The 13,385-nt window shown below is 64.6% G+C and carries 13 protein-coding genes; 6 read left to right on the top strand and 7 right to left on the bottom strand.

Going from position 1 to position 13,385, the window contains the following annotated elements; translation table 11 throughout:
- Positions 1–61: 61 nt before the first annotated feature.
- The 5 genes from ACT6Y9_RS03710 to ACT6Y9_RS03690 all read right to left on the bottom strand — a co-directional run bounded on the left by ACT6Y9_RS03710 (position 62) and on the right by ACT6Y9_RS03690 (position 2,664).
- Positions 62–379 (bottom strand): AzlD family protein, encoded by a 318-nt coding sequence (locus ACT6Y9_RS03710; protein ID WP_443743543.1) that lies wholly within the window; start codon positions 377–379, stop codon positions 62–64.
- Positions 380–394: 15 nt separating this feature from the next.
- Positions 395–1,144, bottom strand: coding sequence for an AzlC family ABC transporter permease (locus tag ACT6Y9_RS03705; RefSeq protein ID WP_443743542.1), 750 nt, complete (start codon positions 1,142–1,144; stop codon positions 395–397).
- A gap of 271 nt (positions 1,145–1,415) precedes the next feature.
- Positions 1,416–1,904: a hypothetical protein gene (locus ACT6Y9_RS03700; RefSeq protein WP_443743541.1), complete on the bottom strand. Its 489-nt coding sequence runs from the start codon at positions 1,902–1,904 to the stop codon at positions 1,416–1,418.
- Positions 1,901–2,302 (bottom strand): CrcB family protein, encoded by a 402-nt coding sequence (locus tag ACT6Y9_RS03695; RefSeq protein ID WP_443743540.1) that lies wholly within the window; start codon positions 2,300–2,302, stop codon positions 1,901–1,903. The genes ACT6Y9_RS03700 and ACT6Y9_RS03695 overlap by 4 nt, the downstream gene beginning before the upstream one ends.
- Entirely contained in the window at positions 2,299–2,664 is a 366-nt protein-coding gene (locus tag ACT6Y9_RS03690; protein WP_443743539.1) for a fluoride efflux transporter FluC, read from the bottom strand. The genes ACT6Y9_RS03695 and ACT6Y9_RS03690 overlap by 4 nt, the downstream gene beginning before the upstream one ends.
- A gap of 200 nt (positions 2,665–2,864) precedes the next feature.
- Between ACT6Y9_RS03690 and ACT6Y9_RS03685 the strand changes: the two genes are divergently transcribed.
- On the top strand, positions 2,865–3,635 hold the full coding sequence (locus ACT6Y9_RS03685) for an alpha/beta hydrolase (RefSeq protein ID WP_443743538.1): 771 nt from the start codon (positions 2,865–2,867) through the stop codon (positions 3,633–3,635).
- A 171-nt stretch (positions 3,636–3,806) separates the two neighbouring features.
- Here the strand turns inward: ACT6Y9_RS03685 and dcuC are convergent, their stop codons facing one another.
- Positions 3,807–5,180, bottom strand: coding sequence for a C4-dicarboxylate transporter DcuC (gene dcuC, locus ACT6Y9_RS03680; protein WP_443743537.1), 1,374 nt, complete (start codon positions 5,178–5,180; stop codon positions 3,807–3,809).
- Positions 5,181–5,916: 736 nt separating this feature from the next.
- On the opposite strand from dcuC, the gene nrdD reads away from it, so the two are divergent.
- The gene (gene nrdD, locus ACT6Y9_RS03675) at positions 5,917–8,079 is read left to right on the top strand and encodes an anaerobic ribonucleoside-triphosphate reductase (protein ID WP_295480291.1); all 2,163 of its coding nucleotides are present in this window, start codon (positions 5,917–5,919) and stop codon (positions 8,077–8,079) included.
- A 16-nt stretch (positions 8,080–8,095) separates the two neighbouring features.
- Positions 8,096–8,614 (top strand): anaerobic ribonucleoside-triphosphate reductase activating protein, encoded by a 519-nt coding sequence (nrdG, locus tag ACT6Y9_RS03670; RefSeq protein ID WP_443743536.1) that lies wholly within the window; start codon positions 8,096–8,098, stop codon positions 8,612–8,614.
- Between the two features lie 161 nt (positions 8,615–8,775).
- Here the strand turns inward: nrdG and ACT6Y9_RS03665 are convergent, their stop codons facing one another.
- Positions 8,776–8,925, bottom strand: a complete 150-nt coding sequence (locus tag ACT6Y9_RS03665) for a hypothetical protein (protein ID WP_443743535.1) — start codon at positions 8,923–8,925, stop codon at positions 8,776–8,778.
- A 651-nt stretch (positions 8,926–9,576) separates the two neighbouring features.
- Here ACT6Y9_RS03665 and ACT6Y9_RS03660 point away from each other — a divergent pair.
- From ACT6Y9_RS03660 to ACT6Y9_RS03650, 3 genes are all read left to right on the top strand, one after another.
- Complete coding sequence (locus tag ACT6Y9_RS03660) at positions 9,577–10,842, top strand: L-cysteine desulfidase family protein (protein ID WP_443743534.1); 1,266 nt, start codon at positions 9,577–9,579, stop codon at positions 10,840–10,842.
- Between the two features lie 391 nt (positions 10,843–11,233).
- Positions 11,234–12,604 carry an MATE family efflux transporter gene (locus ACT6Y9_RS03655; protein WP_443743533.1) on the top strand — a complete coding sequence of 457 codons (1,371 nt, stop codon included), beginning with the start codon at positions 11,234–11,236 and terminating at the stop codon, positions 12,602–12,604.
- Between the two features lie 169 nt (positions 12,605–12,773).
- Positions 12,774–13,385 (top strand): MATE family efflux transporter (locus tag ACT6Y9_RS03650; RefSeq protein ID WP_443743532.1); only part of this gene is annotated, 612 nt, incomplete at its 3' end.

The raw sequence follows: 13,385 nt of genomic DNA, 5'->3' as shown, positions 1-13,385 counted from the left end.
CTCGTCGAGACAGTGTAAGACCCCGGCAAGCCGGGGCTGTTGTCAGTGAAGCGAGGAGCAGTCACAAGAACGTCTGCAGCAGCGCGTTGAACCCCACCGCAAAGAGGATGGTCCAGGCGAGGTTGACGCGGAAGGCGACGAGCACCGTGGCCGCGAGCGTCACGAGCGTGACGACGTTGGTGGTCATGAAGGCGGGCGCGACGATCGAGATCATCACGCAGCCCGGCGCGGCGTCGAGCACCCGCTGCGTCGTGGGCGACACGGGGCGGTTCCTGAGGACGAGCCAGCCGATCAGGCGCGTCGAATACGTGGCGGCGAGCATCCCGAGGATCACGATGAATTCCTGCAGGGACGGGAAGGCGAAGATTTCAGATGTCATTTCCAGCGTCTCCAATCAGTCGTTCTTCACCACGGCGGTTCCGAGACCGAGGATCGTGGCGATGAGGATGCTCCAGTGAAGCGGGAGCCAGAGGCTCGCCAGGGCCGCGGCGACGGCGGAGACCGCCATCGGGAGGGACTTTTTGAGGGTCGGGCGCATGGAGACCACGAGACCGATGAAGGTGGCGGGGAAGGCCATCATGAAGCCCCAGCGGGAGAGGTCGCCCAAGGCGCCGCCGAAGAGCGCGCCTACGCCGGCGGTGAACCACCACGAGGACCAGAGCGTGAGGCCCACGCCCATGTGGAAGGGCCAGGAGAAGATCTTCTCGGCCGGCAGCCCTGCCTTCCTGCGGCGGTTGACGTCCTGCATCGAGAGCGCCCAGGTCTCATCGCACATGATGAAGAAGGCGAGCATTTCCTTAGGAACCGAGAGCTTCTGCCGCTCCATCCAGGGCGTGAGCGCCGCACCGAGAACAATGTGGCGGCAGTTGATGAGCCAGGTCGTGATGAAGATCACAACGAAGGAGGGCGCGGCGCTCCAGAGCGCCACGGCCGCGAATTCACTGCCGCCCGCGAAGTTGAGGCCCGCCATCAGGGACATGCCGACCCCGGTGAGTCCGTGCTGCGCGCCCTGGGTGCCGAGAATGAAGGCGAGCGGAATGATGCCGACGAGAAGGGGCGCGGTGGTCTTCATGCCGCGGATCATGCCCGCGGCGACGGGTTCGGTGAGGCGGAGTCCGGGATCGTTTGTGGAGGAGTCGGTCATGGAGGTGGTGCGGTGTTTGCTGGTTCTTGCGTTTTGCGTTCTTGAGGCCTCGGGAGCGCCTGAATCAAGAAGCAGGGTGGCGCTTCGGGCCGGGATCCCTATTTTGGTGCGGCGGCGCCGCCTCGGTTGAATGCCTGAGCTTCAGGGCGGTTCAAGACGATTGTGCGCTCCGTTGTCCGGTTTCCTCGGAGCGTTTCTACGCAACCATGCGGTATTACCGAACGTAATGCGTTTTTTGTTCCGACACATTGGACGAACGTCGCTTCCTGCGCTAGGCCGCCAACGCGCCCACGACGAGGAGCAGGAAGAGGAACCCGAGGAAGCCCTTCGCCGCAGCGGCGGCGGGCCGTCGCCAGTCGACGGGGTCTTTGGGTAGTCTACCGGCCTCGAGCAGCGCGGGCGGGCTTGTGAAGAAGCCCTGAGCCAACGTTTCCCGGGTCTCGCGACCGAGGCGGCTGCGGCGAGAGACGATGGCGGGCGTTCCCTTAAGGGCCCGGGCCGTGGCGTCCCACCGGCAGTCGAGGAGCGCGTTGGCGCCCAGCCGCTCGAGGGGGAGGGCCGCGCCTTCGCGGGCGCGCGACTCCGTCGCCGCCGGAATGGAGACGGAATGATGGGCGGTGAGCACCACCTCGAGCCCGTCCTCCATCCTCCCGTCCGGTTCAATGAAGAGCGGCCCTGCAACCCGGTACCAACGCGCGGCCGCCTCTTCTCCGGTCGCATCCCTTCCTGAAGCGTCCGTCAGCGGTTCGCCCGCGGTCATCTCGCCCCCGCGCCGGGGAAGATCCGCACGAAGAAGCGCCCGAGGCCGAAGCCGAAGACCGCGGCGATGCAGAACCCCGCGAGGAGTTCAAGGAGCCGCCAGTGGGCGTAGAGGAGATTCCCGTCCGCCTCCACGCAGGCGGCGATGGAGAGGACCGAGAAGGTGGAGAGGCCGCCCAGGAAACCCGTATGGACGAGCGCCTTCCAGAGCGACGCCGCCATCGGCGCAAAGAATCCCTGCTGCACCAGGGCCGAAGAGAACCCCATCAGGAGGCAGGCGAGGAAGTTCGCCGGCATCCAGGGTCCCCAGGCGGGCGCCTCCATCAGGACGCGCAGAAGGGCGCCCGCGCCCCCGCCGGCGAAAATGAGGAGAAGTTCAAGGAGCCGGTCCTTCGTCATCGGAGCGCCTCCCCGATCGAGAAGCCGGCGAGCGTCGCGGCGACGCCCGTCACGAGCGTGAGCCCGATGAAGAGCGCGATCTGGCCGAACTTGCGGCGCTCGGCGAGCGAGATCGTCTCGGAGCAGAGCGAGGAGAGCGTGCCGAGGCTCCCGACGAACCCGCCGCCGAGGGCGAGTCCGACGGACTCGGGCGCCTGCGCGGCGACGAGCGTCGAACCGATCAGGGCGGCCAGTGTGTTGACGATGATGATTCCGGATGGGAAGGGCCCCATGAGGCGGGCCGCAAGGACGAGGACGGCGTAGCGCGAGAGGGCGCCCACGCCCCCGAGGAGAAAGACCGTCGGGAGAGCGTTCTGGAGCATGGCTCTTCGAAGAGACCAAAACGGAAAAGCGGAAAGGAAGCGGCGTATGACGACGGAGGTGGCCCCGGCGCAAAACCGCGGAGGGAATTCTAATCGTGGCGCGCCGTCCGGCGCTGTACTATTTGCCGAGCCGCACCCGGGCGCGCGGGCCTTCCGCCCGCCCGGAGCGCGTCCAACTCACTAAGGAGGAACCCCGCATCATGGCGATTGAAATCACCGGCTCCGTTTCGGGCACCGCCGATCAGCACACCGAGGAGACCCTCGCGCGCACTTTTGAGAAGGCCTTCTACGTCGCCCCCTGGGGGATCTACGAGGGCCCGCTCGACGAATTCCCAAAGGACAAGATCCACCTCTCCGAAGAGCCCCTCGTGCTCTTCGCGCACGGCAGCTCCGGCGTCGGCGAACCCGTGAAGGCCTTCGGCCGGTGGCTCGCGAGCCTCGGCATCGGCTTCCTCTGCCCTAACTCCTTCGAGCTTCCCGGCCGCATCACGTATTCCTCGCCCGTTGCGCGCGAAGACTACGAGCGCGTGCACGCGCTTCGCTCCGCGGAGCTCCTGAACGCCGCGAAGCGCCTCGACGAGGTCCCGGGCTTTGACGGACGCTACGTCGTCGCCGGCACGAGCGAGGGAGGCGTCGCAGCCGCGCGCTTCACCGCTCCCGAGGGGCATCCCGAAACCGCCCGCATGATCTTCTCCTGGTCCTGCGAAGACAACTACCACGTCGCCGCGCACCGCACGAACATTCCGAAGGACCTCCCGGTCCTCAACGTCATGAGCGCCACCGACAAGTTCTTCAGCCGCGCCAACAGCTGGCTCGACAACGACGAGGCCCTCGGCCACGCCGGGCGCACGCTCGCCGACTACGAGGACGTCGAGATCGTCCTGATCCCGGGCGCTCCGCACACGCTCTTCGCGCTCCCGCAGGCGCAGTCCGCCGTCGGCGGCTTCCTCGCGCGGGTGCTCGATATTTAACCTAACCGGTCAGTCCCCTCCGGTTCCGGCCACTCGCCGGAACGCCGCGGGGGCGGAGAATGAAAAAGTCCGTCCGGAATTCGCTTTCGGACGGGCTTTTCCTTGAACACCGCTCAACCCGCCGACCGTCTCCGGAGCCGGAGCTCCGGAGGAGGGAGGCGGGAGCGTGCGTCACCCGAACATGAGGGAGACGGAGACGAGCATCACCACGTAGCCGGTGAGGCAGGGGATGATCGTGCGCTTCACCATCGTGAGCGGGTTCACCTTCGCGAAGCCCGCGACGATGATGATCACGCCGGCGACCGGGCTCATGGCGCGGAGCATTTCCGAAGCCGTGTGCATCATGAGCATCATCGAGATGCCGTCCATGCCGAAGTGCTGCGCGGCGTCGGGAACGAGCTGACCGAGGCTCGTGAATGCGGCAACGCCCGAGCCCGTGAGGACGGTGACGACGCCCACGATCGCGGAGAGCACCACCGAGGTGCCTTCGTAGCCGAGGCCGATCGAGCGCGCACCGCCCATCAGGAGGTCGACGATGCCGATGTTCTGCAGGCCCTTGGCGAAGAAGGCCGCGACGAAGATGAGGCCGACGGTCGAGGTGAGGATCGAGCCCATGCCCTTGAACATCGCGAACGACAGGTCAAAGGACTCCTTCACCTGGCGGCGAACGATGAGGTCGACGATGAAGGCGAGGATCCACGCGATGAACATCGCAGTGGCGACGTTCATCGAAACGCCCCAGACGAACTTATTGAAGACCAGGAGGAGCGCGATCGGCAGGAGCGGGAGCACCGCGTAGAGGGCCGGCGTCTTCTCGAGCTTCTCGAGCTTCTGCTCGAGTTCGCCGAGGTTCGCGACCTCACCCTTGCCTTCCTTCTTGTCGAACCAGTACTGCGTGAAGACGTGGGCGAGGGCCATCGCGAGGATGGTCGGAACGGCCATCGGGAGCTGGTAGCGCACGAGGTACTCGATCGGGTCGAGGTGCACGAGCTGCGAGGCGAAGTTCGCCGTGCCAGACGCCGGGGCGTAGCCGATCGCGAGCACGCTTGCGACGACCGCGGCGGCGGCCAAGGGCGAGCAGCCCACGCGGATGATGAGCGGATAGACCGTCACGACCATCAGCATCGCCAGGCCCGCGGCGGACGTGATCACGAGACCGAGGCAGTGGCCGACGATGAAGACCGCAGCGAGGATGATGTACGGGTTCTTGATGAGCGAGAGCGGCTTGGCGCAGACCGTCACGAAGCGGTCCGAGGCGCCGATCGCCTGCATGTACGCGGCGAAGCCGCCCGAAATCAAAATGAGGAAGCCCACGCCGCTCACCTGCGACACGCTGATCGTGCGCAGCAGCTCGACGAGGTCGAAGCCGAGGAGACCCGTCGCATTGAACTTCTTCGGAAAGATGTCCGCGCCGCCCCAGAGGGCGAGCGCATTGAGGAGAAGACCGCCGAGAAGGAGAACCATGTTGACCTGGTACTTCTTCACGATGGCCCAGCCGCAGAGTACGAGGACGGCTATGCCGATCCAGGGAAAGACGGGATTCATCGTTGGATTTCCTTTTTGAAGACAAGGAGGGTGGGACGCCGCCGGAGGCGAAGCCGCTCCGGATCCGATGTAGACCCACAGCAAAGCGCGCGCCGGCTTCCGGCCCTCCCGAAGAATACCTGCGCCCGGCCCCTCAAACTTAGGTGAAGTGCCTAAGGCACCCCCGAATACCGGGGGTGCGGGAGGCGGCTGGACGCGGACAAAGCCATCGGGTGTCTTCGGAGGGTTTCCGAACCCTCATCTTGGTCCGATCCGGTCGTCACCGAGCGCATTTCGACACGCGGGAAGCCCACGCACCGCAACTCCCGGAAAGCAAAGGAAACCCGGCCGCAGAAGAGGCCGGAACGCCCAAAACCCCTCCTTCAAGCGGTTGCGCCGCCGCATTCGGACAAACTACATGTTGTGTTTTGCGATTTGTCTACGTCGACCAATCGCCGCACACGTGTTTCAGGGATAGCGCGAACGTGGTATGGCGGCAAAAATCCCTGCAGTCTCAATCGTCTAAGTGCTCTCCGGGGCCTTGAGGTCCCTGGGGATGAGTTTTCCGCACACTTTGCCCTTCGAAAATACCGCTACACTTCCGGACCACTCATGACCCCGGACGGTCTTCCTAGTGCGGCGCCTTTCGCCGCGCCCGTCCGGAAAGCGCTCGGCGCACCAGACACGCCGGCCGGACGCGGGGGACATCCCGCTGCGCACCGTCCGCATCAACATGTACGAGGGATCGGAATTGGCAATGTTCAAGGTTCTCAAGAAAGACAACACGCTTGAAGACTTCAAGCCGCTCAAGATCGTCGACGCCATCAAGAAGGCGGCCTTCCGCTGCGACAAGACGATCCCCGACGAAGTGATGAACACGATGGCGGACTCGATCCGCGAGCGTCTGCAGGCGAGGAAGAAGGTGCCCGTCTCCGAGCTCCACGAGCTCGTGATCGGCACGCTCGCCGGGTTCGGCTTCAAGGACGTCGCGACCTCCTACGCCGAGTACCGCTACTACAAGAACAACTACGCGAAGACCTTCGAGCAGCTGCGCCAGGACGCCGACGACGTGCTGCGCTTGGGCGACCGCGAAAACGCGAACTTCGACAGCTCGCTCGTCTCAACGAAGGGCTCGCTCATCAAGGGCTTCCTCACGAAGTCCCTCTACCGTCAGTTCTATCTCTCGGGGCGTGAGAAGGAATTCGCCGACCGCGGCGACATCTACATCCACGACATGCGCGACATGATCCTCGGGTGCATCAACTGCTGCCTCTTCGACATCGGCAATGTTCTCAAGGGCGGCTTCGAGATGTCCAACGTCCGCTACACCGAGCCGAAGACCGTCCTCTCGGCCCTGCAGGTCGTGGGCGACATTACGCTCGTCGCCACCGCGCAGCAGTTCGGCGGCTTCACCCTCGCCGAGCTCGACAAGGTGCTCCTGCCCTATGTGCTCAAGAGCTGGGACACCGCCAACCAGAAGTACCTTGAACTCGGCCTCTCGAAGGAGAAGGCGGCCGAGCAGAGCGACAAGGACGTGATCCGCGAGCTCGAGCAGGGCTTCCAGTCGCTCGAACTCAAGCTCAACACGGTTCCGTGTTCGCGCGGCGACTTCGCCTTCACGACGATCACCTTCGGCCAGTGGAACATCAAGGACTACGCACCCGTCGAGCGCAAATGGCTCGCGAAGCTCAACGAAGTCATGCTGCAGGTCCGCCGCGGCGGCCACGGCCCGCACCACAAGCCCGTGGTGTTCCCCAAACTCGTCTACCTCTACGACGCCAAGCAGATCGCCGACGACCCGTATTCGTCCGAACTCTTCGACGCCGCGGTCCTCACCTCGACCGAGTGCATGTACCCGGACTACCTGTCGCTTTCGTCCGAATACGGCACCGTCTCGAAGCTCTTCCAAGAGCACGGCGTGATCACGAGCCCGATGGGGTGTCGCGCCTACCTCTCGCCCTGGGCGAATGAGGAGGGGAAGTACATCTCGATCGGCCGCTGCAACATCGGCGCGGTGAGCCTCAATCTGCCGCTCATCATCCGCGCGACGCAGATCGACCATCCCGAAAACTGGAAGACCGCCTTTTGGGCCGAACTTGACGAGCGCCTCGAGGTGATCCGCGAATTCCTCAAGAAGCGCTACGACATCATCCGCCGTCAGAAGTGCTCCTCGAACCCGCTCGCCTTCACGCAGGGGGGCTTCTACGAGGGCACGAAGGATCCGGACGACGAAGTGGGCGACCTCGTGCGCTACATGACCGCCTCGTTCGGCATCACCGCGCTTGACGAAGCGACCTACCTCTGGACGGGCAAACGCCTCGTGGAAGAGGGCGGCGACTTCTCGGCCGAAGTGCTCCGCCACCTTCAGGCGAAGATCAACACCTACAAGAAGGAGGACGGGTGGCTCTACGCGATCTACGGCACGCCCGCCGAGAGCCTCTGCGCGACGCAGGCGCGCCAGTACGACGCCTTCTGCCGCAAGATGGGCGTGGACAACGTGTTCGCGCACACCGAGCACTACAGCCCGCAGTACTTCACGAACTCCTTCCACGTGAACGTCACCGAGGAGATCACGCCCTTTGAGAAGCAGGACCGCGAGTTCCGCGACTTCCACCTCTGCGAGGGCGGCCACATCCAGTACGTGCGTCTCGACAATCCCGAGAACATGGACGCGGTGAAGGCCGTGATCCAGCGCGGCATGGAGCTCGGCTTCTACCAGGGCGTGAATTTCGACAGCGCGTACTGCGGCGACTGCGGCACGCACAGCACGAACGTGCTCATGAAGTGCCCGAAGTGCGGCAGCTCCAACCTCTCGGTGATCTCGCGCGTCTGCGGCTACCTCGGCTACTCCAACGTCAACGGCGTCTCGCGCATGAACGAAGGCAAGATGGCCGAGATCCACAACCGCAAGAGCATGTAAGGACCAGGGCGAGGCAATGAACTACATCGGCCTGTCGGGCTACGACACGGCGAACGGCCCGGGCGTGAGGGTGTCCCTCTTCGTCTCGGGTTGCCGCGTGCACTGCAAGGGTTGCTTCAATGAGGAGTCCTGGTCCTTTACGGCCGGGAAGCCCTTCACGGAAGCAACCGAAGCGCAGATCATGAAGGCGCTCGACTCCAAGTGGATCGCGGGCCTCTCTCTCCTCGGGGGAGACCCCTTCGAGCCCGAGCACGCCGAAACGCTCACGGGGCTCCTCAAGCGCATCAAGGAGAGGTTTCCCGAGAAGACCATCTGGGTCTGGACGGGACGCACCTACGCGCACGTGAAGGACTCGCCCCTGATGCCCTACATCGACATGCTGGTGGACGGCCCCTACGTCCAAAAGCTTCACGTCGAGAAGCAGGGCGCCTGGCGCGGGAGCACGAACCAGCGCTTCATTCCCTTGGTCGCGGGCCACGTCGACGAGTCGCTCGCCGGCCGGGAGCGCTCCGAGACGGCGGAGCGCACGCACTGAGGCCGCTCCCTGAGGGCTTTGCGGCGGATTACCGCAGTTCGCATCCGAACCATCGGCGGACGGGAAGTCTTCCAACAAAACGCCCCGGGTCCTCGAAGGACTGCGGGGCGTTTTGCTGTCCGGCGCATGGTTCGTTTCGCGGTAGTCGATCCCGAGGCCGATCACCAGGGCGATGGGTCGGCCGCCATCTCGCGGACGAGCTCGACGGCGTCTTCGGGGGAGTTCTCCGTTTGCTTATCCGCGATGAGGCGCGAAAGTCCCGGCTGTTGCGGGGAGAGCGCATCAGGAAAAGCAAAACGGTCGAACTGCAAGCTACTACCTTGCATGTGTCGACCGCTTTGGAGGGAACTGATCATGCAACACCATGATCCAGTTGCCATCATGGTACTCGTCCTGCGTGGCGCCATCAAGCTGTTCTTGATCGCGATTCTGCTGGGTTGGGCCATGAGCGCTTCTTAACGCCGACAGGGCCCGGGACGGAGGAAACTCCGTCCCGGGAGAAGTGCCTGATTCAAAGCTCCCAAGCCGGAGCTCGCAATGCGATGCGCATCAGGCTCTCCGGAACGCAACTCCCTACCAGACGGTTCCGATACTCCTCCTGGGGCGAACCATTCGCTCTGGCCGACGCTCGAGCGGTGAAGCTCGAAAGCGGAACACCCACGAGATTGGAGATCACCATCCTCGCGGGTATCATGCGTACGACACGTGAAGCTTCTCCCTTCGGAGCGTGTTGAGGTGCACGGGACTGAACCCGCGCCCAACGGAAGCTTCCAAAGCGATGCGCATTCGGAAAAGTCCGATGATCGAATCTCCTCTCTTGTCCCGGGAGTAGGGTTTCCTTATGGTACGGCGGCCGACACGCTGACCAAAAATCCGGCCTCGCGCAAGCCCCGTCCTTCAGGGCGGAGAGTGCGTCAAGACTCCTTCCTCCATTTTCCCGGGCGCGTCCCGGAACCAGACTCATGAACGACCAATACACTCACTACCGCCGCGCCCTCATTGAAGAGCTTCAGCCCGCCATGGGCTGCACTGAACCCATTGCGCTCGCCTACGCGGCTGCCGAAGCCGGCAGGCGGCTCGGCGGCTATCCCGAGGAAATTGAGGTGGAGGTGTCGCGCAACATCGTGAAGAACGTGAAAAGCGTGATCGTTCCCAACACGGGCGGCCTCTACGGCATTGAAGCCGCGGTAGCGGCCGGATTCGTCGCGCGCCGCCCCGAGGCGAAGCTTCAGGTTCTCGCCGAAATCACCGACGCCGAACGCGCCGAGATCGGACGGCGCGTGAAGGAGCCGATGGTCGTGCGGCAGTCCAACGAGCCAGACGTCTTCTTCATCCGCATAACGGGTCGCCTCAACGGCCGCACGGATACGGTGACGATCCGCACGTACCACACGAACATCACCTGCATCGAGGAGGACGGCCATAAGATCCTCTCCGAGGGCGACCGTCCGCAGGAGGAGCGCACCGTCGAGAAATGGCGGATCGCCGACCTCATCGCCGCCGCGCGCGTGATGCCCTTAGACGATCTTGAACCCTGCCTCGCCGCGCAGATTGAAAAGAACCTCGCGATCGCCCGCGAAGGGCTCTCGAAGAACTGGGGTTGCGGCATCGGTCGGGTGCTGCTCTCCCGCACGGAGGTGGAGACGCCCTTGGTGCTCCGCGCCCGCGCATGGGCGGCGGCCGGATCGGACGCCCGCATGAACGGCTGCGAACTGCCCGTCGTGATCGTTTCGGGAAGCGGCAACCAGGGCATCACAGCAAGCGTCCCGGTGGCGGTCTATGCCCAAGGGTTGGGCGTCCCGCATGAAAAGCTCCTGCGCGGCGTCCTCCTCTCCGATCTCATCACGGTCGCCCTCAAGCAGGGGATCGGGAAACTCTCGGCCTACTGCGGCGCCGTGAGTGCAGGGTGCGGAGCGGGCGCGGGCATCGCTTATCTGATGGACTGCACGGACGAAGAGATCGAAAAGGTGATCAGCAACGCGCTCGCCATCTCGTCGGGTCTGCTCTGCGACGGTGCGAAGAGCTCCTGCGCGGCGAAGATCTCGATGTCGGTCGAGGGCGCGATCCTTGCGCTCGACATGGTGAAGAACGACTGCGCCTTCCGTCCGGGCGACGGCATCGTGCAGGAGACCACGGACGACACGGCGGCGGCCGTCGGCCGGATCGCGAGCCGCGGCATGGTGGGCACCGACCGCGAGATCATCCGGGTGATGCTCGGCGAATCCTAGGGCCTCCCGAAAGGACGGGCGGCTTTGGCGGTATTCCCCGAGGCGGCCGCCCGAACGGAGCGTCGTCAGCCGAGGAACCTCGAGACGCGATCGAGAAAGAGATCCGGCACCTCCCCCTCCACGGAATGCCCGCAGGGTGAGCGCCTCACCTTTGAGGCAGTGGTGCCGGAAGGCCGCCCACAAGCCGTCGGAGCGGAGCAGGGGGTGGCGGTTTTCGATACGACCGGCGCGCCTTTCGAGAATCCGACAAATCCCTGAGAGCACAAGGCACGGGGAGCGGGCTGACGCTTCCATAAAATGGCAGAGATCAACCGGTGAATCAACGCGTCCATTGGAATGGGGCGCGCCGCCGGTCTTTTCCATGAAAGCATTTGATCGGGCGGAACGTGAGATGCGCGGCAGCAGAAAAATCGACATGTTGGAAGGCTCCATCTGTGACAAGATGATCGTCTTCGCGCTGCCGCTCGCCTTCACGGGCGTGCTGCAGCAGCTCTTCAATGCCGCGGACGTCGCGGTTCTCGGACGCTACGTCTCGAACGAGGCGATGGCGGCCGTCGGCAACAACGTCCCGATCATCGGGCTCATCGTGAGCCTGTGCATGGGGCTTGCGCTCGGCGCGAACGTGGTGGTCGCCCGCGCGCTCGGCATGAAGGACGAAGAGCGGGCGAACCGCGCCGTGCACACTTCCTTCTTCGGCGCGGTGGTGTTCGGCCTTCTGATGGCGGTTTTCGGAGAGCTCTTCTCAGACCTCATCACCTCGATCCTTGAGGTGCCGCCGGCCGTGCGGGAGGACGCGGAAACCTATCTGCGCGTCTACCTCCTCGGCATGCCCTTCATCGCGGTCTACAACTTTCTCGCGGCCGTCTACCGCAGCCAGGGCGACACGCAGACGCCGCTCTGGGCGCTTGTGGCCGCAACGGTATTCAACATCGCCGGGAACCTCTTCTTCGTCCTCGTCTGCGGGATGGGAGCAGGGGGCGTCGCGCTCGCCACGGTGCTCGCCAACGCGCTTGCCGCGGGCATCCTCTTCTGGCGCGAAACCCGGATGGCCGGGCCCCTGAAGCTCTGCATCGGGCGGCTCTTCCAAGTCGACCGCGAAGCGCTCCGCTCGATCGTGCGCATCGGCTGGCCCGCGGGCGTTCAGGGAGCGGTCTTCTCCTTCTCGAACCTCATCATCCAGGCGGCGATCAACGGACTCGGCGCGGACGCCATGGCCGGCTCGGTCGCGGCCTTCACGATCGAAATCAACGTCTACTGCTTCATCAACGCCTTTGGGCTCGCCGCCACGACGTTCGTGAGCCAGAACTACGGGGCGGGCAACCTCGCGCGCTGCCGTCGGGCGACTCTGGTCTCCATGGGCCTCAACTTCGCGGCCACCTTCATCCTGATCGGCCTCGTGCTTCTCTTCGAAAAGGCGGTTCTCGGGTTCTTCACGTCGAGCGAATCCGTCATGGCCTTCGCGCTCACCCGCGTCCTCTGGGTGGTGACGGCCGAGCCCATCAACGTCGTGATGGAGACGGTTTCGGACGCCATGCGCGGCTACGGCTATTCGATGCCGCCCGCGATGGTGACGCTCTTCTGCATTTCCGTGATCCGCGTGATCTGGGTCTACACGGTCTTCGCCGCCGAGCCGACCTTCCAGGTTCTGATGACCGTCTACCCGGTGAGCTGGATCATCACCACGATCGCGCTCACGTGGCTCTACTTCCGCCACCAGAAGACCTTGACGCCGAAGGTCCGGGCGGGCAGGGCGACCGGCTGAAGACGGCGTGACCGTAGGCAGTCTCCCTGAGACGCGGCCGATTTTCAACCCGTAGAATCTCTGATTCGGCGCCGGATTTCCGCCCGCCGCTCCCCGAACACGCTCTCCCGGAGCGCCGCGGTTCATCTCCGCGGACTCCGGGTCTCACCGCCAAAACGGAACCATCCCCATGCGCCTCAGCCGAAAGATCGACATGCTCAACGGGTCCCTCTGGGACAAGATGATCTTCTTCGCGCTCCCGCTCGCCTTCACGGCCATCCTGCAGCAGCTCTTCAACGCCGCCGACGTGATGGTCCTCGGGCGCTTTGTCTCGGACGAGGCAATGGCGGCCGTCGGCAACAACGTCCCCGTGATCGGCCTCATCGTGAACCTCGTGATGGGGCTTGCACTCGGCGCCAACGTCGTCGTCGCCCGCGCGCTGGGCATGAAGGACGAGGCGAGGGCGGGCAGGGCGGTGCACACAGCGTTCTTCGTCGCGCTCGTTTTCGGCGTGGCCGCTGCGATTGTGGGAGAAGCCGCCGCCGGTTGGATGCTCGAGGTCCTGGAGGTGCCGCCCTCCGTGATCGCCGACTCCGAGTCCTACCTCCGGGTCTATCTCCTCGGGATGCCCTTCATCTCGATCTACAACTTCCTCGCGGCTGTCTTCCGCAGTCAGGGCGACACGCAGACGCCGCTCTGGGCGCTCCTCGCCGCCACGGTCTTCAACATCGCCGGGAACCTCTTCTTCGTTCTCGTCTGCGGGATGGGAGCAGGGGGCGTCGCGCTCGCCACGGTGCTCGCA

Origin of the sequence: Sutterella sp. (assembly GCF_052272535.1) — a bacterium.
GTDB lineage: Bacteria > Pseudomonadota > Gammaproteobacteria > Burkholderiales > Burkholderiaceae_F > Sutterella.
The sequence above is the reverse complement of the archived record's forward strand: the minus strand, read 5'-3'. Positions and strand labels throughout refer to the sequence as shown.

Bases quoted from the DNA above. Each gene is read 5' to 3' on its own strand.
- ACT6Y9_RS03710 (WP_443743543.1), bottom strand. From the start codon at position 379: ATGACATCTGAAATCTTCGCCTTCCCGTCCCTGCAGGAATTCATCGTG.
- ACT6Y9_RS03690 (WP_443743539.1), bottom strand. From the start codon at position 2,664: ATGCTCCAGAACGCTCTCCCGACGGTCTTTCTCCTCGGGGGCGTGGGC.
- ACT6Y9_RS03685 (WP_443743538.1), top strand. From the start codon at position 2,865: ATGGCGATTGAAATCACCGGCTCCGTTTCGGGCACCGCCGATCAGCAC.
- nrdG (WP_443743536.1), top strand. From the start codon at position 8,096: ATGAACTACATCGGCCTGTCGGGCTACGACACGGCGAACGGCCCGGGC.
- dcuC (WP_443743537.1), bottom strand. From the start codon at position 5,180: ATGAATCCCGTCTTTCCCTGGATCGGCATAGCCGTCCTCGTACTCTGC.
- ACT6Y9_RS03655 (WP_443743533.1), top strand. From the start codon at position 11,234: ATGCGCGGCAGCAGAAAAATCGACATGTTGGAAGGCTCCATCTGTGAC.
- ACT6Y9_RS03660 (WP_443743534.1), top strand. From the start codon at position 9,577: ATGAACGACCAATACACTCACTACCGCCGCGCCCTCATTGAAGAGCTT.
- nrdD (WP_295480291.1), top strand. From the start codon at position 5,917: ATGTTCAAGGTTCTCAAGAAAGACAACACGCTTGAAGACTTCAAGCCG.
- ACT6Y9_RS03695 (WP_443743540.1), bottom strand. From the start codon at position 2,302: ATGACGAAGGACCGGCTCCTTGAACTTCTCCTCATTTTCGCCGGCGGG.
- ACT6Y9_RS03700 (WP_443743541.1), bottom strand. From the start codon at position 1,904: ATGACCGCGGGCGAACCGCTGACGGACGCTTCAGGAAGGGATGCGACC.
- ACT6Y9_RS03705 (WP_443743542.1), bottom strand. From the start codon at position 1,144: ATGACCGACTCCTCCACAAACGATCCCGGACTCCGCCTCACCGAACCC.